29 protein-coding genes and 1 tRNA gene are annotated in these 23340 nt (G+C 45.3%); 14 read left to right on the plus strand and 16 right to left on the minus strand.

Annotated elements, in window-relative coordinates; all coding sequences use genetic code 11:
- Positions 1-16: 16 nt before the first annotated feature.
- The 5 genes from tilS to NWE73_RS09905 form a co-directional block, all read right to left on the minus strand.
- Complete coding sequence (gene tilS, locus NWE73_RS09885; RefSeq protein ID WP_277578152.1) at positions 17-1009, minus strand: tRNA lysidine(34) synthetase TilS; 993 nt, start codon at positions 1007-1009, stop codon at positions 17-19.
- On the minus strand, positions 1006-2382 hold the full coding sequence (locus NWE73_RS09890; RefSeq protein ID WP_328517227.1) for an aldehyde dehydrogenase family protein: 1377 nt from the start codon (positions 2380-2382) through the stop codon (positions 1006-1008). Before NWE73_RS09890 ends, tilS begins: the two co-directional genes overlap by 4 nt.
- A gap of 9 nt (positions 2383-2391) precedes the next feature.
- Positions 2392-2622, minus strand: a complete 231-nt coding sequence (locus NWE73_RS09895; RefSeq protein WP_277578153.1) for a hypothetical protein — start codon at positions 2620-2622, stop codon at positions 2392-2394.
- A gap of 69 nt (positions 2623-2691) precedes the next feature.
- Positions 2692-3078: a hypothetical protein gene (locus NWE73_RS09900; RefSeq protein WP_277578154.1), complete on the minus strand. Its 387-nt coding sequence runs from the start codon at positions 3076-3078 to the stop codon at positions 2692-2694.
- A complete protein-coding gene (locus NWE73_RS09905) occupies positions 3068-3499 on the minus strand; it encodes a type II toxin-antitoxin system RatA family toxin (protein WP_277578155.1) in 432 nt (143 codons plus the stop codon). Before NWE73_RS09905 ends, NWE73_RS09900 begins: the two co-directional genes overlap by 11 nt.
- A 180-nt stretch (positions 3500-3679) precedes the next feature.
- On the opposite strand from NWE73_RS09905, the gene NWE73_RS09910 reads away from it, so the two are divergent.
- Positions 3680-4450 carry a substrate-binding periplasmic protein gene (locus tag NWE73_RS09910; protein ID WP_277578156.1) on the plus strand — a complete coding sequence of 257 codons (771 nt, stop codon included), beginning with the start codon at positions 3680-3682 and terminating at the stop codon, positions 4448-4450.
- Here the strand turns inward: NWE73_RS09910 and NWE73_RS09915 are convergent.
- The 3 genes from NWE73_RS09915 to NWE73_RS09925 all read right to left on the minus strand — a co-directional run bounded on the left by NWE73_RS09915 (position 4447) and on the right by NWE73_RS09925 (position 6163).
- Positions 4447-4746, minus strand: a complete 300-nt coding sequence (locus NWE73_RS09915; protein WP_277578157.1) for a hypothetical protein — start codon at positions 4744-4746, stop codon at positions 4447-4449. The two genes, NWE73_RS09910 and NWE73_RS09915, sit on opposite strands and share 4 nt — an antisense overlap.
- A 65-nt stretch (positions 4747-4811) precedes the next feature.
- The gene (gene glpX, locus NWE73_RS09920; protein WP_277578158.1) at positions 4812-5774 is read right to left on the minus strand and encodes a class II fructose-bisphosphatase; all 963 of its coding nucleotides are present in this window, start codon (positions 5772-5774) and stop codon (positions 4812-4814) included.
- Complete coding sequence (locus tag NWE73_RS09925) at positions 5753-6163, minus strand: acyl-CoA thioesterase (RefSeq protein ID WP_277578159.1); 411 nt, start codon at positions 6161-6163, stop codon at positions 5753-5755. The genes glpX and NWE73_RS09925 overlap by 22 nt, the downstream gene beginning before the upstream one ends.
- Positions 6164-6266: 103 nt before the next feature.
- Here NWE73_RS09925 and pgsA point away from each other — a divergent pair, with 103 nt between their 5' ends.
- From pgsA to NWE73_RS09945, 4 genes are all read left to right on the plus strand, one after another.
- The gene (pgsA, locus tag NWE73_RS09930) at positions 6267-6833 is read left to right on the plus strand and encodes a CDP-diacylglycerol--glycerol-3-phosphate 3-phosphatidyltransferase (protein WP_277578160.1); all 567 of its coding nucleotides are present in this window, start codon (positions 6267-6269) and stop codon (positions 6831-6833) included.
- 283 nt (positions 6834-7116) lie between these two features.
- On the plus strand, positions 7117-7608 hold the full coding sequence (locus NWE73_RS09935; protein WP_277578161.1) for a hypothetical protein: 492 nt from the start codon (positions 7117-7119) through the stop codon (positions 7606-7608).
- A 187-nt stretch (positions 7609-7795) separates the two neighbouring features.
- Positions 7796-8155 (plus strand): RNA recognition motif domain-containing protein, encoded by a 360-nt coding sequence (locus NWE73_RS09940; protein ID WP_277578162.1) that lies wholly within the window; start codon positions 7796-7798, stop codon positions 8153-8155.
- Positions 8156-8301: 146 nt separating this feature from the next.
- Positions 8302-8787, plus strand: a complete 486-nt coding sequence (locus NWE73_RS09945; RefSeq protein ID WP_277578163.1) for a hypothetical protein — start codon at positions 8302-8304, stop codon at positions 8785-8787.
- A 47-nt stretch (positions 8788-8834) separates the two neighbouring features.
- Here the strand turns inward: NWE73_RS09945 and NWE73_RS09950 are convergent, their stop codons facing one another.
- Positions 8835-9683 carry a hypothetical protein gene (locus NWE73_RS09950; protein ID WP_277578164.1) on the minus strand — a complete coding sequence of 283 codons (849 nt, stop codon included), beginning with the start codon at positions 9681-9683 and terminating at the stop codon, positions 8835-8837.
- Positions 9684-9889: 206 nt separating this feature from the next.
- Between NWE73_RS09950 and NWE73_RS09955 the strand changes: the two genes are divergently transcribed.
- The 4 genes from NWE73_RS09955 (at position 9890) to NWE73_RS09970 (ending at position 12589) form a co-directional block, all read left to right on the plus strand.
- On the plus strand, positions 9890-10783 hold the full coding sequence (locus NWE73_RS09955) for an AraC family transcriptional regulator (RefSeq protein ID WP_277578165.1): 894 nt from the start codon (positions 9890-9892) through the stop codon (positions 10781-10783).
- A gap of 118 nt (positions 10784-10901) precedes the next feature.
- Positions 10902-11618 (plus strand): hypothetical protein, encoded by a 717-nt coding sequence (locus NWE73_RS09960; RefSeq protein ID WP_277578166.1) that lies wholly within the window; start codon positions 10902-10904, stop codon positions 11616-11618.
- Between the two features lie 233 nt (positions 11619-11851).
- Positions 11852-11927 (plus strand) — tRNA-Gly (locus NWE73_RS09965).
- Between the two features lie 152 nt (positions 11928-12079).
- A complete protein-coding gene (locus NWE73_RS09970) occupies positions 12080-12589 on the plus strand; it encodes a TlpA family protein disulfide reductase (protein WP_277578167.1) in 510 nt (169 codons plus the stop codon).
- 53 nt (positions 12590-12642) lie between these two features.
- Here NWE73_RS09970 and NWE73_RS09975 read toward each other — a convergent pair whose 3' ends face one another.
- On the minus strand, positions 12643-12990 hold the full coding sequence (locus NWE73_RS09975) for an OsmC family protein (RefSeq protein WP_277578168.1): 348 nt from the start codon (positions 12988-12990) through the stop codon (positions 12643-12645).
- A 151-nt stretch (positions 12991-13141) separates the two neighbouring features.
- Complete coding sequence (locus tag NWE73_RS09980) at positions 13142-14002, minus strand: TIGR02285 family protein (protein WP_277578169.1); 861 nt, start codon at positions 14000-14002, stop codon at positions 13142-13144.
- 83 nt (positions 14003-14085) lie between these two features.
- Between NWE73_RS09980 and NWE73_RS09985 the strand changes: the two genes are divergently transcribed.
- The 3 genes from NWE73_RS09985 (at position 14086) to ligD (ending at position 17803) form a co-directional block, all read left to right on the plus strand.
- Positions 14086-14361: a hypothetical protein gene (locus tag NWE73_RS09985; protein WP_277578170.1), complete on the plus strand. Its 276-nt coding sequence runs from the start codon at positions 14086-14088 to the stop codon at positions 14359-14361.
- Between the two features lie 138 nt (positions 14362-14499).
- Positions 14500-15342, plus strand: a complete 843-nt coding sequence (gene ku / locus NWE73_RS09990; RefSeq protein WP_277578171.1) for a non-homologous end joining protein Ku — start codon at positions 14500-14502, stop codon at positions 15340-15342.
- Between the two features lie 10 nt (positions 15343-15352).
- On the plus strand, positions 15353-17803 hold the full coding sequence (gene ligD, locus NWE73_RS09995) for a DNA ligase D (protein WP_277578172.1): 2451 nt from the start codon (positions 15353-15355) through the stop codon (positions 17801-17803).
- Here ligD and NWE73_RS10000 read toward each other — a convergent pair.
- On the minus strand, positions 17747-18094 hold the full coding sequence (locus NWE73_RS10000; RefSeq protein ID WP_277578173.1) for a putative quinol monooxygenase: 348 nt from the start codon (positions 18092-18094) through the stop codon (positions 17747-17749). The two genes, ligD and NWE73_RS10000, sit on opposite strands and share 57 nt — an antisense overlap.
- 266 nt (positions 18095-18360) lie before the next feature.
- On the opposite strand from NWE73_RS10000, the gene NWE73_RS10005 reads away from it, so the two are divergent.
- Together NWE73_RS10005 and NWE73_RS10010 are read left to right on the plus strand one after the other, a co-directional pair.
- On the plus strand, positions 18361-18582 hold the full coding sequence (locus NWE73_RS10005; RefSeq protein WP_277578174.1) for a hypothetical protein: 222 nt from the start codon (positions 18361-18363) through the stop codon (positions 18580-18582).
- A gap of 237 nt (positions 18583-18819) precedes the next feature.
- Positions 18820-19632: a hypothetical protein gene (locus NWE73_RS10010; RefSeq protein WP_277578175.1), complete on the plus strand. Its 813-nt coding sequence runs from the start codon at positions 18820-18822 to the stop codon at positions 19630-19632.
- 42 nt (positions 19633-19674) lie between these two features.
- On the opposite strand, the gene NWE73_RS10015 is transcribed toward NWE73_RS10010, so the two are convergent.
- From NWE73_RS10015 to NWE73_RS10030, 4 genes are read right to left on the minus strand one after another with little or no spacing between them, the layout of a single operon-like run.
- Entirely contained in the window at positions 19675-20748 is a 1074-nt protein-coding gene (locus NWE73_RS10015; RefSeq protein ID WP_277578176.1) for an ABC transporter permease, read from the minus strand.
- Positions 20745-21857, minus strand: coding sequence for an ABC transporter permease (locus NWE73_RS10020; protein ID WP_277578177.1), 1113 nt, complete (start codon positions 21855-21857; stop codon positions 20745-20747). Before NWE73_RS10020 ends, NWE73_RS10015 begins: the two co-directional genes overlap by 4 nt.
- The gene (locus NWE73_RS10025; protein WP_277578178.1) at positions 21854-22600 is read right to left on the minus strand and encodes an ABC transporter ATP-binding protein; all 747 of its coding nucleotides are present in this window, start codon (positions 22598-22600) and stop codon (positions 21854-21856) included. The genes NWE73_RS10020 and NWE73_RS10025 overlap by 4 nt, the downstream gene beginning before the upstream one ends.
- Complete coding sequence (locus tag NWE73_RS10030; RefSeq protein WP_277578179.1) at positions 22597-23340, minus strand: ABC transporter ATP-binding protein; 744 nt, start codon at positions 23338-23340, stop codon at positions 22597-22599. The genes NWE73_RS10025 and NWE73_RS10030 overlap by 4 nt, the downstream gene beginning before the upstream one ends.

Below are 23340 nucleotides of genomic sequence, written 5' to 3' on the forward strand. Positions count from 1 at the left end.
CATACAACCTCTCAAATCAGGACTGGACCTTAATTTGCTCTGCGTTAATTAACCATTCACAACCGCTGACCTTGAATGTGATCACTTTTTGCGACTTGTCCAGACGCTTCTGAATTTCTTCTAGCTGAGACTGCGAAAAATCTTTCTTCCCGAGGGAAAACAAGTACTGCGCCAACAATCTTCTTTGTTCAAAAGGACTCAAAGTTAGATAAAAGGCACGAGAAAGCCCCTGTGACTTATAAGACTCATTTTGACTCAGCAAATCACCCCAAGCCTGTATGCCCTGAAAGCTAATTTCTTCAGCAATCGTCTCGAGAGAGCGCGCCAAAGAAACCAAAGCGCCCTTCTGACGCTTCTCTAAGGATTTTAGCCACTCTTCTCGCAGCCAATTGCGAAGCGGGTCCAGAGACACGTTTGTCGGGTCCTCAAGACTGCGAATCTTTTCCTCTCGCAGATACTTCTTCAATTCTTTTTTGTTAACTTCAAGAAAGGGCCTAAAGACCTTATCTTTATAAGCGAGCATTGCTTGAAACCCCTGAGCCCCTGTTCCACGAATAAGACGCAGGAGTCGAGTTTCCAACAGGTCATCCCGATGGTGCCCTGTTGCCAAAACTTGAAAGTCCTCCTCCATCATCAAGCGCTGCAATGCCTCATATCGAAGCTCACGATATTGCGCTTCTGATTTGGCAAGTTCTGAACTTTTAAGAGCGTGAAACTTAACGCCCAATTTACTACAAAGCTTTTCGCAGAAAATCTGCGCCTCTTTTCGATACTCTGTGTTTGAGTCCTCACCATGATGAAAATAACAAGCAGCTAGTAATTCTTTTTTATGAACTTTGGAAAGAACTCTTAGCAATGCCGTCGAATCAACTCCGCCGGAAAGTGCCACAAGAATCTTTTTATTCTGCAATGAGTACTGCCGAATTTGCTTCCAAACCTGATGATCCAGATCTTGCTTCGCCTTACTTTGTCTTTCATTGGACGATTTCATTTTGTCTGAAACACTCACTGAGGTCCTCCAACGGCCACCGTTTTAATATTCACAAATTCAGTAATGCCGAAGTGACCCAATTCCCGACCATATCCAGAATCTTTCACTCCGCCAAAGGGAATACGCGGATCTGATTTTACAAAATCATTCACCACCACAAAACCGGCCTCGAGTTCTTTTTCAATAAGCTCTTTGCCTTTGTGAGTATTGCGAGTAAACACTCCGCCCCCCAAACCATAAGGCGAAGAATTCGCAACCTCAACCGCCTCTTTGCTATCTTTCACCACAATGACCGAAGCCACCGGGCCAAATACTTCTTCACGATGAAGCTCCGGATTGTTTTTCTCAAAAACCACGAGAGTGGCCGGATAATACGCGCCAACACCCTGCGGAGCAGAGCCACCCAAAACAACTTTGCCACCCCAATTTTTCAACTTTTCAACTTGCATGATAATTTGCTCTTGAAACTTCTTGGCTGCCAACGGTGCGAGTTCAAATTGCTTCATCTCATTGCCAAGATGACTGATAAATTCTTTGGCCACTTTTTCCACCACAATAAATCGTTTCCCCGCCACGCAACTTTGTCCGCAGTTTTGCAGTCGTGTTTTTGCACAGGCCTTCGCAGCCCATTCGACATCAGCATCCTCCAAAACCAAGTAAGCATCACTGCCACCCAACTCCAGAACAACTTTCTTCAAATTCCGGGCTGCCGCTGTCGCCACTGATTTTCCACCCGGGGTGCTTCCAGTAAATGTCACACCTCGCACCAGGGGATGAGCAATGACTTTCTCTGCCACTTCATGATCCACCTGACAATTGCGCAGAACTTTAACATCCGGAGTCAGCTCATCAAAAATGCGCCCGATAATTTCAGCCGTTCCCGCAGTAAGATCCGCGTGCTTAAGAACGATCACATTTCCCGACATCAAGGTCGGCGCCGCAAAACGAATCGCCTGCCACAGAGGGAAATTCCACGGCATAATACTAAAAACCACACCCAGTGGTTGAAAGCTGACTTCGGCCTCTGCATAGGGTGATGCAGATTTCTGATTGGCCAACATCCCCGCCGCCTCTTTGGCATAGTAGTCACAAGTGACCGCGCATTTTTCAACTTCAGCCTTACCTTCTTCGATGAGCTTCCCCATCTCCAGATTCATCTGTTTGGCGATTTCAGTTTTATGAAGACGCAAGGAGGTTGCTAGTTGCGAAATGACTTTCGCCCGCTCTGCAAAAGAGTATTTGCGCCAAACTAAAAAATCTTTGTGCGCAGATAAAATGGCCTGTTCAGTTTTTTCCCAAGAAAGATGTTCATGGGTTTTTAATACTTCGCCCGTGGCAGGATTTACTGTGGTAAAGGAGCTCATCGTCACCTCCTTCACCCAGTCAAACACAGAATATTTTTAAAGAGAACTAAAGACTTGGTAAAACGAAACAGTGGTGCCCATAAGAAAAACCCCGGTCATGGAGCCCCATGCAAGAACTTTATAGAACTTGCCAAGCTGCATAGCGCCTCGAGCATAAGGTCGCTCCGTGGCAAAGAGTGGAATGGGTGTCACCACAGTTTTGATGAACTGACGGCAGCACAGACAAAACAACAAGATTGAGATAACACTAAGAATTGAATTTTCCATACTCAACTCTTCGGCCAACTGACGTCTCAACTTGAGATAGTCAAAGGTCCAGTAAAATGAACAGGGAAACTAAGCTGGATCAGAGGAGGATTTATCCTCTGGTTTGCTTTCTGGATGTTTTTTGATGATATCAATTTCTGCAGTGATCTTAAACTTATGGGTCTCTGCAAACTTTGAAAACTCTTTCACAAAATCAATTTTATCGATGATGCCAACAATCTCTTTACCCACACGCTGAGTGATTTCATCTTTGGATTTATTAGCACTTTGAATCAGTAAATTATAAGCCTCTTTAGGAAGCTTGAGTTCAGAAAGATAAGCGCGCAGACTTTCCTCGGTCATGAATGCCGCACTGACGCCCGCGGTGAATACCTTTTTCACCGTATCGCCTAAAAGACCCTTGATATCACCAGGGTCTTTCCCATCCTCTTTCTTTGAACCAGAATCAGACGCCATAAACCTGCTTCACTCTTTTGTGGTAGGCACTCATCATATTGGGAAGATTCACACTCACCAAAGCATTTGCGATGGGACCGGGAACAAACATACTGAAGGTAGCTTCAACAGAATAAGTCGCACGTGTTTTGCCAGCCTCTGGTTCAAGCTTCCAAGAGCCGATGGAGGTCTTAAACATGTCCCCAGAGGCAAACTCCCAAGTGATTCCTGACGACGGAGTCTCTGTCATCCACAAACTGTATTTGAACGACTTAATGACAGCCACACTGTATTCAACAAGTTTACGATGACCTTCGGTTTTTAAAACTTTGCATTGCTTAACTTCAGAAAGAAATTCTGGATACTTTTCGTAATCCGCAATGATTTTATAGAATTGTTCAGGGGTGCAATTGAATACTTCGGTGGTAGATGCTTTTGCCATAGTGACTCAAGTTTGACCATTTGCTTGTTATGAGTCAACGAACAGCTAGACCTTACAATAATTATGTTTCAAACGCCACGTGTGGAAAAACAGCCCCTTTTGCTGACTCTAAAGACTTCACTCTAGTTATAATGGATTAGCCGGAACACCTGAACAATACCTTAACCCCTTGAAGGTCCTATGATTCCTGCCAACTTTAGAAAAATACTGCTTTTTGTTCTTCTTCAATTTTTAGTCTTTTCAATCAACGCGGAAGAAAAAATAAACTTCTACACGGAAAAAGGAACCGGAGCCTATCTGGATGAAAAAAATCATTTAACTGGCTACGCCGTTGAAGTCGTTCGCGAAATGATTCGAAGAGCTGCTACCAAGGATGAGATAGAGCTTGTCCCTTGGGCCAGGGGTTATGAGACTGTTCTCACCAAACCCAACACAGCCATTTTCTCCATGATCCGCAATAAAGAGCGCGAACATCTTTTTAAATGGGTCGGGCCTCTGAATCCAACAAAATTTGTATTTATTGCCCGAAAAGATTCACATTATAAATTCAAATCAGTGGACGACGCGAAGACTGTTAGGAAAATTGGTTGCTATCAGGGCGATGCCAGAGAAAAGCTGCTCATTGAAAAAGGATTTTCTAATTTGGAATGTATCGCCAAGGAAGTTCCAAATCAGAACAATCTTAAAAAACTAAAATTCACTCGTATCGACTTATGGATTACCAGTCGAGATGATCTACTGGATACCTGTAAAGAATTAAAATTTGACCCGAATGAATTTGAGGAAGTTCTGCTTCTGGAAGTTGTCTACACCAATATTGGTTTTCACATCAGCACATCAGACAGTGTCATCAAAAAATGGCAGAGTACACTCGACCAAATGAAGAGAGATGGCACCTACGTTAAGATTATGAAGCAATTTAACGTAGATAAATATATGTGGGCTCTTTAAGTCTTATTTCCTTTAAAAAGAGCTTCCGCGGCCGCCCGAAGGGCTGCAGCTTTATCAATGCCGCCAGATCCACCTTTACGCGGAGTAAAGAAATCGCAGAAGTTGGCGCGATCTTTTTCACGCACAACATCCGCATTCGTCTCACGACATTCATTATAAACTTTAGGATCGTAAAACTCACAGTTCTTACAAACATGCACATCCGCGCGGCACTGCGGACATTCATCCCGTCGCCCCACAATCCCGTTCACTGGAATTTCTTTGCTGCAGTTAAAACATATGAGTTTTGATTCCATATTATTCCTTACTCCGGCAGAGCCGGAGTGTAGACCAGACCGGCAGAGCCGGAGTGTAAGCCAGACTACTTCTTCGGTTTACGGTGTAAATCGTGATGAGCTTCAATAGTACGAATCGTACCCGTTGCTGATCTCATTACCAAAGAATGGCTTTTCGCTTTTCCATCAGGAAGGAAACGAATGCCTTTAAGTAAAGCACCATCTGTCACGCCAGTTGCGATAAACATCACAGAACCTGACGCCAATTCATCAATGGTAAACTTCTTATCAAGGTCACTCAAGCCCATGCGAGTTGCGCGAGATCTTTCCTCATCATTGCGGAATTTCAAACGCCCCTGGAAGTCACCACCCAAACATTGCATGGCTGCTGCAGAGATCACACCTTCTGGTGCGCCACCAATACCCATCAACAAATCCACGCCCGAATCAGGCCAAGCAGCCGCAACTGCAGCCGAAACGTCACCGTCATCAATCAAGTTGATGCGAGCGCCCGTCTTACGAGCTTCCGCGATCAAATCCGCATGACGAGGGCGATTCAAAATCACAACCGTCAGGTCTTTCACTTCTTTATCCAAAGCCGCCGCAACTGCTTTGATATTTTCTGTTGCTGATTTGTCGATATCAATTTTTCCGCGAGCACCAGGGCCGCAGGCAATTTTATCCATGTAGGTATCAGGCGCATGCAAGAACTTGCCGTGCTCTGCAACAGCGATCACAGAAATCGCACCCACTCCACCCGTCGCACAGATTGTCGTTCCTTCAAGAGGATCCAGGGCGATATCCAAAGACGGAGCATCATCACCCTTTTGACCCACTTTTTCACCGATATACAGCATAGGAGCTTCATCACGCTCTCCCTCGCCGATAACAACAGTGCCATCCATGCGAACGCCATCAAAAGCTCTTCTCATGGCATCCACTGCTGCAGCATCCGCTGCCTTTTCATCTCCACGACCCATCCAACGTGCTGAGGCCAAAGCCGCTGCTTCCGTTACGCGTACAAATTCTAAAGCCAGGTTTCTGTCCATTGTTCACTCTCCGTCGCTGTTTTGATCTCAGCAGATAGTCTTAGTAATTTTAAATCCAACCCCAGCGGAACATGCACTGTTTTGCAAACAGAACACACTTCACCGTTTCTTCCGCGCAAGCGATATTGAAAGATCAGACGATTTCCCTCTGACCTTGCCTGCACTTCAATCTCAAGCTCATCACCAAAAAAAGTCGGTTTGATGTGTTTTACCTGAGTTTCATAAACCGCAAAATGACTCGCCGAACCCGGCTTCTGATAGTCGATCAGCCCCTTTTGATGAGCCCAAGCCACACGCGCTTCTTCGTAAAAACGCAAATAGTTGCTGTGATGGACAATCCCCATCAGATCGGTTTCGTAGAACTGCACTTTGTGACGATGAATAAACATTGATTATTTCTAGACTAAATTGTTAGGGTTAGTCCAGCGCGCTGTTAAGAAAATGAAGTCAGGGCGTTTAATTCTGCAGTACTTTTGGAGCATAGTGACCAACATGGCGACGATCACAGAGTGGCAAAGAAATCTTCCGACGAGAATCACCATGAGTCGCATCTTTATGGTGCCTCTAATTGTAGCAGCTATGTGGCCCAACACCTTAACTTGGAATATTGTCGCGGCAGTTTTGTTTATGGCCGCCTCCAGCACCGACTATTTTGATGGGTACTACGCTCGCAAATACAAAGCGGTCAGTAATTTCGGTAAATTCATGGATCCCATTGCTGATAAAATTCTCGTCACCAGCGTCCTGGCAATGCTTTTGGCCTTGGGGAAGATCGACGCTTGGATGGTTATTATTATTTTGGCGCGCGACAATTTCATTGGCGGCATCCGCTCCGTTGCCGCGGCAGATCAAATTATCATTGATGCCAAACCAGCAGGAAAATGGAAGACCGCCATGCAAATGATTGCGATCCCCATTGTAATAATTGGAAATATGGAGCCTTACTTGCCGTATTTGGACAAAATTGGATACGGAGTCTTGTGGGTGAGCGTCATTTTGAGTATAACCAGCGGTATTGAATACTACTTAGGTTTCTTAAAGAACCGCAAATCTGCGTAAGGTTGATATGCTTTTGCACCTTTCTCCTAGTAATTGGTTTTTCATCTTCTTGGCGTTGCTCCTTAGCAGCTATTTGAAGATCGCGTCTGCAAAGACGCAAAAGCCCGTATTCTTTGCGACAGCTTCACACGGAGTTGTCTCTCGCCTTCTTTCTTCTTCACGCTAAAACAAAGCTCCTCACTATTAACCTGTGATCTTCAACAGGCAGCATGAATTTTCGTCCGCGACTCCAAATCCTTGTGCCATTCTTTTCTATGCACAAAAACCGAGCACGGAGATTTTTATGTCCCTCAAATCAGCATTTGCTGCACTTCTAATATTCTCAACAACACACGCCCTCGCCTACCCATCTGTGGGCGATAAAGTCACCTGGTCCGGAGAGGTTCAACGTGTCGATGGCACCTCGTACAGCATCCAAATCACCAAGGAAGTGATCGAGCACGACAAGAAGGACAACAAATGGAAAGTCAAAGTCGACGCTATCATGGGGGCCGAGAAAACCTCTGACATTTTTGAGAGCAACGAGCTGTACTCCCCCTCTCAATACAAAAATCTGCTCGCCGGCTGCACTTCCAAGGGGGGAACGATCGAAGATCTCAAACTCAGCATTGGAACCTATAAGACCTGCAAACTTACAACGACCTCAGAAGACGGGACTTTGGTGGAAAAATGGTGGGGCGACATTCCATTTGGGGTCATAAGCAAGACTACGAAAGACTCAGGACAAGTTGCCAAGCAAAATCCAGCCCTTAAATCGATCCTTGTTGGCCTATAAACAAACCTATTAGATCTGACGTCCATTGGCTTTCATTTAAAGTATTTAATTCAGTGCTCATATTTTTTTCCTTTCCTCCAGTGAGGCAATTAGGCTACAACTGAGGTTCCAAAATCAGTCTGCATAGAGATTTCGAGCATAGTGCTCATTTCCTCTTCAGCGGCTCCCTGTGCCTTAGGAGGTTATAATGGGTAAGAAAATCTACGTTGGAAATCTTTCATACAATGTTGGCGATCAAGAGCTTGGCGAAGTATTCGCTCAGTTCGGAAACGTTGAATCAGCACGTATCGTTATCGATCGTGATTCAGGTAGAAGCAAAGGCTTCGCGTTCGTAGAAATGGCTACTGACGATGAAGCTAAAGTAGCTATCGAAAAATTGAATGGTACTGACCTTGCTGGTCGTAACATGAACGTTTCTGAAGCAAAACCAATGGCTCCACGTGAAGGTGGCGGTCGTGGTGGCTTCGGTGGCGGTGGAAATCGTGGCGGCGGCTTCGGCGGTGGAAATCGCGGTGGCGGTTCTGGCGGCGGACGTCCTCGTTACTAGTTTCTGTCTTTCATAGATATGAAATTCCAAAAGGGATCTGAGAAATCAGATCCCTTTTTTTTAGGGAATCTGAGAATCAGATTCCTTTCTTTTTGCCTCTCATCCATCCTTGAGTTGAAATATCCCCAACAGGGAGATGTCATCTGATGGAAGCAACCGAAGCGAACGTTTGGAAGAAGTGTACTATCTGTAAAAAACCGATCAATTTCGGTTCTCGCTATTATGTCTGTAGCGTTTCCACCTGCAATGGCGATCGCACGGGCTATGTCTTCTGCAGCGTCTCTTGTTTCGATGCTCACCTTCCAGGGGCTCGCCATCGTGATGCGGGGGCAATCGAGAAGATGGCACCCAAAAGCGCTGAAGCTCCTTCGCGCATTTTAGTGAAACCAACCCCTAGCGCAACAACCACTTCAAAGCCGATGGCACCGCAGGCTCCACAGGAAGTGCTAATCATCGCTTCCCGACTTAAAGAATTCATTCAGGCGCGTTCTGAGTTCAATACATCCGCTTCCGTGATGGACGTACTTTCTGATCATATCCGAATTGTTTGCGACCGAGCTATTGACAACGCTCGCGCAGATGGCCGAAAGACTGTCTTGGACCGCGATTTTGATTTTCTAAAAAAAGGATAGAACTTCAAACTGCTCCCGCTGATCCAGTTTTAGAGGGAGCAAGGCAGCTATTTTACCACCTGCCAGTCTTTAACTTTCTCATTGAAGAATCCGCTTTCGCGATAAGCTTTTCGAATCGTTCCTTTAGCGATCAAGATCTTCACTCCTCTATCGAAGGCCTTGATAACCTTCTCCGACGCAGGGAGCTTCTTACTAAAGGCCCACACCCGGCCGCCTTGAAGATTGATCTTATAACCTGGAATTGGGATGAGTTCGAATCCTTCGTCTTTAAAACTCAAATCCACGCTCGGTCGAAACGCAGACAGCACAACATCAGCCCGACCAAACCCCACCATACGAATCATTAATTCCCACTGCATGGAATCCAAGATATTTACAAATCCCGCAGCGCGCAGAGCTTCGTGATCACTTTTCCAAATCTTGCTGGTCACAACCTTGAGATTCTTAATCTCGTTGATCTTCATTTTTTTAAAACTCTCGACATTTTTCCTGGTCCCGTAAAGTCCTGCAACAAAATCACCAGGCTGCACCGTCGACGGAGACAACCACAAATCCTTATCATCACGAACATCATAGTCCCAAACCGTGCTTCCCGTAGCCATTGCAGATCCATGCTTGATCTCAATAAAACTGCGCGAATAGCTAGGTGACCCGGTAAACTCAACATGGCCCTCGAAGCCCCCCGCCGCGAGCGCTTGTTGAAACAAAATCATTTCAACAACATCTCGACGCGAGCCTTCTCCGCCAAAGGACTCAGTCTTTAAAGGATCTTTGTTTCCGATATACTGTTTATAACTGGCCAATACATCTTGCGAAACGACGACTTTAATCATCGCGGCTTGTGTTGCCTCTGAAAACACACAAAGAAATATAAAAGCAAAATACAGGAATTTCATGAATCTTTACTTTCGAACAAGCCCTATGGAAATTCAATGATCATTCAAGTAAGACTTCAGAAACCGAGTACATAACTTTAACTTTACTTGCCAACACCCCGCTTTCTCAGAAGCGCTCTCTTTGATCACTCTCCTTGGGGCAGAAGTCGATTAAAAGCGCAATATTGGACAAGCCAAACTTGCGTTTTTAAGTCATACTTCCAGCTATGGCAAAGAATCAGAAAATAATCCTCAGTCACTTTCATCGCTCGCAAATTGGGCGCGCGCAAAGATTTATGCGTTTGCATTTTTCCGACGACCTCGCTCTAAAGAAAATCGCCAAAGAGGCTGGCTCATCCTCTTTTCATTTCGGTCGTTTATTTCAAGCTTACACGGGGGAAACAACTTTTGCCTTTCTTCGTCGAGTCAGACTTTCTCTGGCACTCCGTATGCTTCAAGAAGATGCCTTGGTCACTGTGACTGAGGTGGCTTTAAGCGTGGGTTATGAGACGCCTTCGGCCTTTAACAAGGTCTTTAAAAAATGTCTCCAAATGAGTCCGGGTGAATTTCGCAATCTTGGAAAAGCGAAGCAGGATGAGGTTCTTTACAATCTCAACAACACTCACTCATCAAAGGAGATTGCAATGAACTTGAATCTTAAACCAGACTTTCTCACTCGCCCCGCCTGCCACTTTATTTCCGTCAGACACTCCGGCCCCTTTGTCGAAGTGGCGATGCCTGCCTGGAATGAGCTGTTTCCACTGCTGGGCGATAAATTCGTCAGACCCCAAGTTCAAGAGTATTTGGGCTTGAGCATTATGGACCCAACCTCTAAAGATGAATCCTCCATGACCTATGACGCTGGGGTTGTTCTTGATAAGGAACCACAAACTTTACCCAATAGCCTTCACTACCAAAAAATCCCATCGGGCCGCTATGCCCGCTTTATCCTGACGGGCCCCTATCACCATGTATGGCCAGCCTTTGAAAAGATTTTTCAAACCCTCGGTGAAAGTAAAATTAAACTGCGTGCGGGCGCCTGTATTGAAAACTACGTGAACGATCCCAACGTAACACCCGAACAGGATTTAATTACTGAGCTATTGATTCCTGTTGAATAGAATTTAGCGCCTTCTTGAGTTGTTCATTGAGAAGGCGCCTTTTATAGAGTCCAGTCTCTTGATCACCCAGTCTATAATGCTTTTTATTTTTTCTGCCTCCGCATAAACTGTCCTTCGTATGCACTTCAACAAGTCTCTTTTCAAATTCGCATTCGAATCCGTTTTACTGCTGTTGGTATTTTCTGCGATTCTTTTTATTATTGGTTTTATATTGAATTTACTTTCTCGCAAAAGTCGCGAAGTGGTCACATCGGCCACAAACCCCAAGACATTTTTGTATCTGTTTTTCCCAGGCATTATGATTCACGAGCTGAGCCATATGGTGGCGGCCCTGGTTTTCCTGCATAAGATCGAAAGATTTAAACTGATCGATTTCGCCGCAAAGAATGGATCGCACGGGCACGTGATCACCAGTCGCAGGAATGTCTGGAATTTGCTCTATGTGCCGCAGCTTTGGCAGTCCATGGGCAGCCTCTTTATTGGCATTGCTCCGCTGGTTGTTGGCCCCTTGGCGATGCTTATTTGGTTTAAATACTTCGTCCCCGGGGGACGAAGCTTTTTACTTCACCCCAGCCTCCAGAGCTTGCCAATGATGTCCCTGCATCTGGGTATTTGGCTCTATGTGGCCTTCGCGACACTTTCGAATATTGAGTTGAGCGACGCCGACCTGAGTGAAGCTTGGAAGGGGTTTGGATTCGTATTGCTGTTTGTCTTCGTTCTTGCCCTGGCTTCTGGACAATTTCACCCCACCCTCATCACCAGCGGCTTACTTCATAAATATTGGTCGATGATGGGGGTTGGAGCTTTGCGACTAAAAATTTTAAGCCATTTATGAATATTGAGGATGGCCATTTGCCTATTGCTTAGGCGAAACAATCTCAGGATTCGACGCTTTGGGGGATTGTTGAGTCTTCTGCCCCCAAATATAGCCTACAAAGTAAGCAAGACAGCCTATAAGAGCGAAAATCATCCATTTTTTAATGCGTCCTACCACTAAAGCTTTCATTTTTTTAGTTTTAACCGTTGACAAGAATGGCTGGCAACATTAATTTGGGTCTCTCTCGTGATGCGGGAGTAGCTCAGTTGATAGAGCGATGCCTTGCCAAGGCATAGGTCGCGGGTTTGAGCCCCGTCTCCCGCTCCAAATTTCTTTTTGGAGTTTCGCATCAGAATAATCGATAAAAATAAAATATAAAGCACCTAACAGCGACTGCTGCTTTTGCTAATTCTATTTTACCCTCACTGCGAATGAAATCCGTACCGAAAACATCGGCCTCCTGAGACAATCATTACACTATGAAAAAGGCGCTGAATCTGATTTCTAATATTCTTCTGGCGGCGATGGTGATTTTCCTTATCACAACCCGCCTGCCTGGAATGATCGAACACTATCGTCAAGAAGGAGCGACCGCTCCTGATTTTACGATATCCTTGCTGCAAGGTAAGTCCTTTACTCTGAATGAGAACAAAGAACCTTTAGTGATCGTCTTTTGGGCCACTTGGTGCGGGCCCTGCGAAGTTGAACTCTCTCGCCTTAACAACCTTATTATAGAAAAGAAAATCAAAGCAGAGTCGGTCCTCACCATCTCTAGCCTTGAGGATCCCACGCTTGTGCAAAAAACAGTATCCCATCGCCAATATCAATTCGCGGTGGGCTTGGATCCATCTGGAAAAGTGGCTAAGGATTACAAAGTTGCCGGCACTCCAACCCTGGTTTTTGTCGACCGAGAGAAAAAGATCAAGTGGCTCAGCACTGGTTTAAGTCCCACGCTTGAACTGCGAGTAACGCAATTTTTAAAAAAATAAAAATAATGGCAACTCTGGACATTGATTGAAAGCCAAGTCGTCAAAGCGAAGACTTAGCTTTCAACGACCTCTTCAGTTACAAACTCGACCTGCTGACCTTTGGCGATCATCTCTTTAACCGCACACTTTTGAATTTCTGCCATGACAAATTCTTTGTCTTCTTGCTTCCAGCCCGTTGGGAATTGAACCTCGGTCACCCATTTGGTGATCATGCTGGGATTGGTCTTATCCAGATAGGGCTTCCCAGAGATCTTTATCCCCAAAGCGGAAAGATCTTTTTTCTTACAAGCCTTCAACGCATACACACCTGCGCATCCTGCTAGCGCCGCGTAGGTGGCTTCTAGCGGATTTTCTTTACTTCCGTCAGTTGCATAGTGAAAAGTAAACTTTCTGGACTTCACTTCAATATTTATCAGATCATTTATTTCTAAATTATACATACAGAGATCTTGCCACAAACTCGGCGTTATCAATTATGACTTGGAACATAGTCTTCTAAAAAAAACAGTCAACCCCTGGGGTGGATTTTTAGAAATTCAAGACATAAGCCTCTTACCTTTTTTTGAGCATCTCCAATCGAGGCTGGATAAGACGCCTTTGATCTTCCTTGCTGAGCCAGCGATCCACACCCTTTTCAATCTCAGCCAGCACCATAGGTTTTTCTAAAACCTTATTCACATCGGCGATAACCTTCTTGCCCCATTCATTCTTTGGACAGGCTACCACCACCTCCACAAAGGAGCTGTTATCGGTAAGCGGAACATAGACCACTTTATCTTTATTTTTCAAAAGTTCGTTGTAATAGACCGCTTCGAACGGATATCCCAAGGTGTATTGAATGCGATCGTTCTGCAGCATTTGATGAACTCTTAAGCTGGTGGCAATGGGAACAAATTTGGGATTTTTTTGATAGTCATTTTTAAAGAGAATCGGATCAATGCCTTCCCCATAAAGGCGTCCCACTCCCAGTTTCCACTCTGGTTTTTTATCTAAAAACTTTTGTAAAGCATAAGGCTGCAAACCGACAATCTCCTTCAAATGACTTTCTTTGATCAAGACCCCGTTTGTGGGAATCACAAATACCGGCTTCGAAAAATAAAACAACTTTCGCCACTCCGGAGTATCCAACCAGCCCGCATTGCAAATTGGAGATTGGTTTTCCGCCTCTTTAAGCACTCGCAAGACTGTTCCCTCGATTTTTTTATGCTCATACTGGGGCATATATTTTTGAACCTGTACTTCGACGACATCAAGCAGGCCTTGTCCGCGATAAGGCCCCGCAAAAATGAAAATCGGCGGGTCATCCCAGCGAATCCAAGTGATCTGCGACGACTCTTTCACTTGGGCACTAGCCATTCCCGAAAAATGAAGTGAGCACAAGAACACGAGAAACAGAAAAAGCAAACGGTACATTCTTCAAAGCCTATCACTGGGAGTAAGGATTCACGAGCAGTTCCTCAATCGGCAAACAATTTATCTTAACCATAAACACTTACATGTTGATCATAAAGACATTGTTTGGAATGAATAGATCCATGAAATGGCAAATGCTGATTATCGTAAGCGCTCTCTTCACTGTGATGGTTTTGCCATTTGTGGGTTATGAACTCTATCGATATGCCTCAGCAGGATTTAATAAGGACTATATTTCAATTTACAATTGCTCAGAACGATATGGCTGCTGGGACTATACAGATCGAATCTGTCGCGTGAACAATTCTCACCCTCGAAAACAGTGTGAGAAAATTGAAACAATAAATCCATCCAAATAAGTTTTTATCCTGTCTGACAACATCCAAGAACACCATCTGCTGTAAATTTGTATTATCGCCAGATTCACTGAGGAGAGTTGGCAGAACAATCCCCAAAGTTCATCCTTGAATGAGCCTGCTAAATTCAAAGGGGGACTTGTGAGATCTAACATCTGGAAAGGTTCGATTAGCTTTGGCCTTTTAAATATACCTGTCACCTTGCAGACTGCCGATCAGGAAAAAGAAATTCATTTTTCCATGCTTGATAAGAAAGACCTCTCAAGAATCAACTACAAGAAATTCAATGCCCAAACCGGAAAGGAAGTTCCCTACGATCGCATCGTAAAAGGATTTGAATATGAAAAAGGTCATTATGTTATCGTCAACGACACCGACTTCCGGAAGGCCAACCCTAAAGCCACTCAAACCATCGACATTGAAGACTTTGTTCTTTTGTCTGATGTAGATCCACTCCTCTTCGAACGACCCTATTATTTGGCTCCGCAAAAAGGAGCCGAAAAGGGATACTACCTTTTGCGCGAGGCTTTAAAGAGATCCAAAAAGGTCGCCATTGCCAAGATCGTCATCCGCGTGAAACAACATCTCGTGATGCTGATGCCCCGTGAGGATTATATCGTTTTGGAAATCCTTCGTTTTGCCCACCAAGTTAAAGAGACTTCTGAAGTTGATTACCTCAAAGAGGCCAACAAAAAGGTTTCTTTTACTCCCCGTGAATTGAAAATGGCCGAAGAACTGATCGAAGGAATGACTGCGAAGTGGAACCCTGAAAAATACAAAGATACTTATTACCAGGATATGATGAAACTCATCAAACAGAAGGTTCGCCAAGGGCAAGGCCATATCGTCGAAGAGGTCCAAAAAGAACCACGCATCGAATCCACCAGCAATATTATTGATTTGATGCCTTTACTCAAAAAAAGCCTCGCCGCCAGCAAACCGAAAACAGTCAAAAAGAAAACCGCTTCACGAGCCCATGCCTAAGGAGAGCTGAATGCCTTTGCATGAGTACCAACAAAAAAGAAATTTTAAAAAAACATCAGAGCCCAAGGGAACCAAAAGGAAATCCAAAGAACACGCTTTGATGTTCGTCATTCAAGAACATCACGCTTCTCACCTCCACTATGATCTGCGCTTGGAGTGGGAAGGTGTTCTAAAAAGCTGGGCCATCCCCAAAGGCCCCAGTCTTGATCCAAATACAAAACGACTGGCCGTGGAAGTGGAGGATCATCCTCTCTCATACGGCAGTTTCGAAGGTGTGATTCCAGAAAATCAATATGGAGCAGGAGAAGTTATCATCTGGGACACGGGAACCTGGATTCCCACCACCGATCCCGCCGTGGGATTCAAGAAAGGCCATCTACAATTTGATCTCAAAGGCAAAAAATTGAAAGGCCGATGGGATCTGATACGCACACACTTTGCGGGACGCAAAAACCAGTGGTTGCTTATCAAACAAAAGGATGACTTCGTTAAACCTGAAACTTCGCCTCCAAAAAAGAAATCTTCAAAAAAATCAGAAAAGATCCCCGTCTCTTCTACAAGAACCGGACACTCTAAAAATTCCAAATTAAAAGCATCCCAATTCATCTCCCCAGAGTTGGCTCAACTGGCCAACATCCCTCCTCTGGGGGACAATTGGATTCACGAAATAAAGTTTGATGGTTACCGCATGCAGGCTCATATCAACAGAGGAAAAGCGGTTCTTTTAACGCGGACCGGGCTTGACTGGAGCAACAGGTTTCCATCACTCATCGAATCCCTGAAAAGTTTATCCGTCGATGAAGCCGTCCTTGATGGCGAAGTGGTTTGGCTGGACAGCACGGGGCGAAGCGACTTTCAACTTCTGCAGAATGCCTTAAAGAGCCAACAAACTGCTCCGCTCATTTATTATGCTTTCGATCTGCTTTCATATTCAACTCAAGACACCCGCGATCTTGAATTGAGCGAGAGAAAAAAACGCCTAAAGATGATCTTAAAGAAGGCTGCCAAGAATATTCGCTACAGCGAAGAACTCAGAGGCTCAGGGCAAGAGCTGCTTAAGATCGCCTGCCAACACAAGCTGGAAGGAATCGTCTCGAAAAATATTGAAAGCACTTATGTCTCGAATCGCAATCCAAATTGGATCAAGACAAAATGCACTCATCAACAAGAATTCGTAATAGGCGGCTACACCAAGGGCTCAGGGGCTCGCAGCTCCTTGGGCGCGTTACTACTGGGCGTTTACAAAAAAAATCAACTTCACTATGTGGGTAAAGTCGGAACCGGATTCACTCAGAAATCCCTGCTCGAGGTCTTAAAAACCCTCGCCCCTCTGGAACAACGCAAATCTCCCTTTCAAAAAAAATCACCCCATGAGCATCGCGTGCACTGGCTCAAACCCCTTTGGAGTGCTGAAATTATTTTTGCCAACTGGACCCATGACGGACACTTGCGCGCCCCGGTTTTTAATGGTCTGCGCGAAGATAAACCCACAAAAGAGATCACGGTGGAAGAGCCACTCTCCGCAAAAGAACTGGAATCCGTGACTATCACCAATCCCGACAAAATTCTTTTCCCGAAAGAAAAAATCACCAAGTTAGAGGTTGCCAATTACTATCACAAAATATCTAAAGAAATACTGCCCTACCTTCGCAATCGTCCTCTTTCGCTTTTGCGTTGCCCCGAAGGGGTCCTGAAAAGTTGTTTTTTCCAAAAGCACATTCCTACCCCACTCCCAGCCACCCTGCGGGAAATCCCCATCGCCGAAAAATCCGGAGTGAAAAATTACATTGGCCTGCAGAATCCACTGGGCTTGACCACGCTGGTGCAAATGGGAGCATTTGAAATTCATTGTTGGAACTCTGTTGCAGAGAGCGTTGAAAATCCCGACCAGATTGTTATCGACTTCGACCCTGGGCCCCATGTGCCATGGCACCAGGTTGTTGAGGCGGCCTTTGATCTAAAAAAGATGCTTGAGCAACTGAAAATCAAAAGCTTCGTAAAATTAAGCGGAGGCAAGGGACTGCACGTGCATATTCCCGTCAGGCCCGTCTACTCTTGGGAGCAAATCAAAGCTTTCTCTGCAGCCCTAGCCAAGGAACTGGAAATCTCTCGACCAGATCGCTATATCTTTAAAATGACCAAAAATCTTCGCGCTAAAAAAATATTTATTGATTACTTTCGAAACACGCGCGGAGCCACTGCTGTAGCGCCTTATTCTCTGCGCGCGCGGCCTCAGAGTGCGGTCGCCATGCCCCTGGAGTGGTCGCAACTAAAAAAAACAACCAGCGCCGATGAGTTCTCATTAACAAGAGCTCTGGCCTATTTAGCAAAACGAAAAAAAGATCCTTGGTCAGAATTCCAGAACAGCCATCAACGGATTAAAATTTTAGATGACAGTCTTAAATTAGGGAGCAAAAGCTTCCGGAGGAAGATCGACACTGCGAGCACCCGAACCAGGTAGCTTATCCGCCAAGACTTCGACCTTTTCAATCGTGGGTTCCTTCAAGAACAAATCCGGAGCCTTCTTCATGAGAGCTTCTGCAACCTTTCCCACCAAGTGAGCTTGCCGCCCGGACTCATCAGGAAAGGCATCAAAAATACCAAAGACCAAGGGACTTAAACGAATAGCAAACCAGGCGGTCGTATTGAGTTCTTCCTCCACCAAGGGTAATGCCCCCTTTAAAAAATCCTCCACCTCTTTTTCTTTTCCAGGCTTCGCTTCCATTCGAACTAACAACGCGGCTTTAACCATCTGATTCTCCTTTGTACCAATTCAGTACATACGAGGATTTTGCGACTGCCAACTGAACCGAGATGGTTTTGTAAATTCTCAGACTGACGCAAAAGCCGACTCAGAACTAAACACGCTCATAAAAAACTCAATAAACTTTAATTTTTTTACCAAAGACCCTTCTTAAGTCTGGAAAAACACCGATGAGTGTTTTGCTCAACAAAGAACAAGAGCTTAACTTTGCTCCGACGAACTCGGAGTGCAGACAAGACAACATAGGAGTGCGTATGTTAAAGAAATCAGCAAAGACAGTAATGGCAGCATGTTTCCTTGCAGTAGCGGGACTTTCAGGTTGCGCACACTTCAGTAGCAGTGAGCCGCAAGCTTATTATCCACATAAATCGGTGGATCCAAGAACACCTTCTTCTTATGAAGAACCTTCCAGAGAGTGGCGCTACGATATGCGCTCTCAAAGATTTGATGTACCAGGGAAACCTTACGTACAATAATCTGCCCGCTTTTTAAAAATAGAACTAACCATAATTAAACAAAAGCCCGTCATCATGATGGGCTTTTGTTTTTTTGAAATTCGTCTAACTCCGATTCATTTCCCTGGACGTAGACAAATTAAAAAGAACTTCCCCCTTCTCATATTTTGAGAAGTCTTGCGATTTCAACCACTTCGAAAAATATAGAACCACCTCATATGGTCTTAACGTTGCTTAACTAAGACTGCGGGGGGCCCTATGCCACAAAAAAGAAATCACCATGTCTTCAATGCTTTTATAATTGCTACAACTCTCTCTGTATTCCTGGTCCTGTCGATGGGTTGCTCAAAATCCAGCCAATTTCCTACAACTAATACCAGTACTGGCTCAGACAACCAAAGCTCAGGCTCAACTGCGCCCACAGACCCTGGAAGCACCACCACTCCGGGGACCGACACACCTGGCACGACAGAGCCCACTCCACCAGTGAGCAGCTATAAGATGACAGCTCTGGCCTGGGAAACCTCAACCAAACCCGAACGCACAAAGTGGTCTCTTTATTTACAGGATATTCTACTTAACAAATGGAACAGTCTTTTAGCCGGTGCTGATGATATTGAAACCTTCTGTCCCAAATATTATAAACTAGACAACGATCAACGTGCGAATGCCTGGGCGGCGCTTTTTGTGGGCGTTGCTAAATTTGAAAGTGGTTACGATCCCACCATGCGCTTTCACGAGTCGACCATGGGCACGGACGGCATTACTGGACAACCCGTCTATTCTGAAGGTTTGTTGCAACTTTCTTATCAGGATATTCAAGGCTATCCCTTCTGCGATTTTGATTGGAACAAGGATAAAAACCTCAGCGTTAAAGATCCTAAAAAAGACGTTCTAGATCCTTATAAGAATCTTTACTGTGGCGTCGGCATCATGGCGAAAATCATCTCTAGAAAAGGACAGATCACCGTCAGCTCCGGGGCCTATTGGTCAACCCTTCGCAGTGGTGGACGATACCAACATATCTCTGAAATTGCGGCAATTGTTAAAAAGCTTCCATTCTGCAATTAACTTTGTCTGCAAGCGAAGCAAGGACTCGGCTTTCAATTCTTCTTAAAGCCGAGTTTTAAATCTCCGCCAACTTACAAAGATTGCCATCACTGCCATCGCAGCCAAAATAGAAGTATTGAACAGTAGCAACCGAGAATCTCCACCTTTAAGCGTTATGTTTCGCAAGATTTCAATAAAATACGTCAGCGGATTCAGATACGAAACCAAACGCAAAGCCCAAGGCATGTTCTCAATGGGAAACACCAAACCGGAAAGCAACATGGCGGGAAATAAAAATAGAAAGCCGCCCATCATCGACTGCTGTTGATTCTTTGCCAAAGTCGAAATCAAAAGACCAATGGCCACCGTACAAAAAACGAAGACGCCTGAGGAAAACATCAACCACCAAATACTTCCCCGCAAAGGTAGTTCAAATACAAAAACTGCCACGGCCATAATCAATGGAATATTACTCATACCCAACAACACAAAAGGTACCGTTTTTCCCAATAGCACTTCCTCGGGCAATATCGGCGCTGAAATTAAAGTCTCGAAAGTTCCAATCTCTTTTTCTTTGGCAATGGACATGCTCGTCAAAAGAATTGTAATCAGGCACACCAGCATACTCATCACGCCGGGAATCAAAAAATAGGCGGAACGCATCGCTGGATTGTACAGTACCCGTACATCGAACTGCAGTGGCGAACTGCGAGGCGCCTGGCTTTGAGTCACAGCCATGAAATAGCGCTCAATGCTCTGCCCCCGCGTCACATTGATGGCATTCACCAAGAGCTGCACCTGCCCCCGCCCTTGCCCGATAGCCTTATCCAAGCCGCCTGGCGGAGCAATCATCACTGCATCCGCCTCATCTCTTTGCATTTGTTCAAACGGATCTGAAGAACTGACTTTGGCCGGAATAAACCAACCCGAAGCAAGGCAATCACGATAGATGGTCTGAAGCATGGAATCGCTAGGCGCTCCCACAACACTCAAACGAATATTTTTGGCCTCCGTCGACAAGGCCACCCCAAAAATAGTCAACTCAACACAAGGGGCCAGAAACAGCAGAATTCTCATTCGCGGATCTCGCAGGGTCTGCAAAAACTCTTTCTTGATAAACCCCAACAGAGTTCTCATGGTTCCACGTCCTTTTTAAATTTTTTTGTGGCAAGTAAAATCATCACCATGAGCAGAATGCACATCACCAAAAGAGACGGTAGCACATCAAAGAAACTGGCCCCCTGCAGGAACAGCTTTCGACTGATTGAGATAAACCACCTTGCAGGCAGTAACATGGTCAGATAGTAAAAGAAACTGGGCATATGTTCGGTGGGAAAAATAAAACCTGACAACAACAAGGTCGGAAGCAAACCCGTCAACATAGAAAACTGCATGCTCAATTGTTGCTTGCGGGTGATTACGGAAATCAATAATCCTTGAGCAAGATAAGTACTTAAGAAAATTAAACAGGCAAACAGATAGATTAGAAAATTTCCACGAAACGGCACTTCAAAAACTATTTGCGACATCATGAACACAAACAAAGCCGCAACCAGCCCCATCACACAGTATGGCAAGAGCTTTCCCAAAATAATCTCGATCGGACGAATCGGGGTTCCCAGTAAAAGCTCCATTGAACCATTTTCCCATTCGCGGGCAACAGTTAAGGCCGTCAATAAAATCGACAGCACCGCAATCACCACCGCCGCCAAACCCGGAACCACAAACCAGCGACTGTTCAGCTCTGAATTATAAAGAAACCGACTTTTCACATCAACGACAGGTCGCGCCGCCTGAGCACCAAACTCCTTTTTTAAAGCCATCACCTGCAAACCACCGAGGTAACCGAGAATGGATCCAGCTGAAGAATTATCCGTGCCATCGACCAAAATCTGCACAGAACTTTGCCTGAACAAAGTCAGCTCACGCGCGTAAGTGGGCGGAATGATCAATGCCGCCTGCGCTGCCCCCTCATCGACCAATTGTAACGCCTGAGCGGGACCAAAAACATATTTGGGAATAAAATATTTCGAACTGGAAAATGTCTGAATCAAATCTCGAGAGTTGGTGGTTTTACTTCCATCAAAGATTGCGATGGGTATCTTATCCAAATTAAATTCGATCGCGAGCCCAAAGAAAAGCACCATCACAACGGGCATCCCCAAAGCCATGGTCAATGTAAATGGGTCTCTCACGATATGAAAAACTTCTTTCTTCGCGACAGCCAAGATGGAGGACCTGATCATTCACTCCCCCCTTCCACCACGGCAATGAAGACATCTTCCAAATGAACTTCCTGTGGCTTCTTTTTAGGGAAACTATTTTTCTTTAAGTTTTCCGGACTGTCTAATGCGATCAACTCCCCGGCTCTCATCAAGGCAATGCGATTGCAGCGTTCCGCTTCGTCCATATAGTGTGTGGTCACAAAAACTGTTTTACCAGCCGCTGCGAGCTGCTGAATGAGTTCCCAAAATCTTTGCCGGTAAGCTGGACTGACACCCGCTGTGGGTTCATCCAAAAACACCACCTCCGGATCATGCAATAAAGATGCAACCAGGCTCACCTGTTGCTTCACTCCACCCGGAAGATCACGAACCATCAAACTGCGTGATTGATTGAAGTGGATAAAGCTCAACAGCATTTCTTTTTGATTTTGAAACTGCCCCTTTTCAAGTTTCCGCAATGAGGCTGTGAAAGCCAAATTCTCATCCACGGTCATATCGTCATACAAAGTGAACTTCTGAGACATATAACCCACTTTTTGCTTTACAGCGAAGGGCTCCTCCTGAACATTCACCCCACCGACAAAGGCCGCACCTTCAGTTGGCAGAATCAATCCGCACAAAACCCGGATTGTGGTGGTCTTGCCTGCTCCATTCGCGCCGAGAAAGCCAAAGATATCGCCGCGTTCAACAGCAAAGGACAAATTCCTTACTGCGTAGAAGTCACCGTACTTTACAGAAAGGTCTTTTACCTCCACCGAGATCATAACTTTTCCGCTTCAAGCGAAGAATCATAACGCAAAAACACCTCATCGAAGTTTCGGCATTTTTGTGCTTTAAGGATTTCCAAAGGGGATCCTTCCATCAGACTCTGTCCATCGAAAAGCAAGTGAACGTTTTCACATTTCAAAGCCTCGTCCATATAGGATGTTGTAACAAGAATGGTGATGCCCTCTTCTTTAAGTTGATTAAGAAGCTCCCAGAAATCCCTCCGGCTTAAAGGATCCACACCGTTCGTCGGCTCATCCAAAAGCATGAGCTTGGGCGCCGCCAACATGGCACACATCAAGCCCAATTTCTTATACATCCCCCCCGACAACTGCGAGGCGACGCGATCCTTGAATTCTTCAAGACGAGTGATCTCCAGCAAACGGGCGCGACGCTCTTGATATTCCTGATCAGACAATCGGTAGAGCGTTCGGAAAAACTCCAGATGCTCATGAATGCTCAGGTCACCATAAAGACTTTGCGTCTGCGGCATATAGGCGCAGCGAGTTCGCACCTCCGAAAAGGAAATCAGCAAATCATCTTGATAGTACTCAACCTTTCCTTGATCGGGCGACAACAACCCCATCAGATGCCTAAGTAAAGTGGTTTTACCAGCCCCCTCCGGCCCGATGATTCCGTGAAGCTGATTCGCTGAAAAATCCATGGTGAGCCCCTTCAAGGCCTGCACCTTCTTCATCTTTTTGTGAAGGTCCTGCACGCGTAAAGAAATTGCCGGCAT

The sequence above is a fragment of the Bdellovibrio svalbardensis genome (assembly GCF_029531655.1).
Taxonomy (GTDB): Bacteria; Bdellovibrionota; Bdellovibrionia; order Bdellovibrionales; family Bdellovibrionaceae; genus Bdellovibrio; species Bdellovibrio svalbardensis.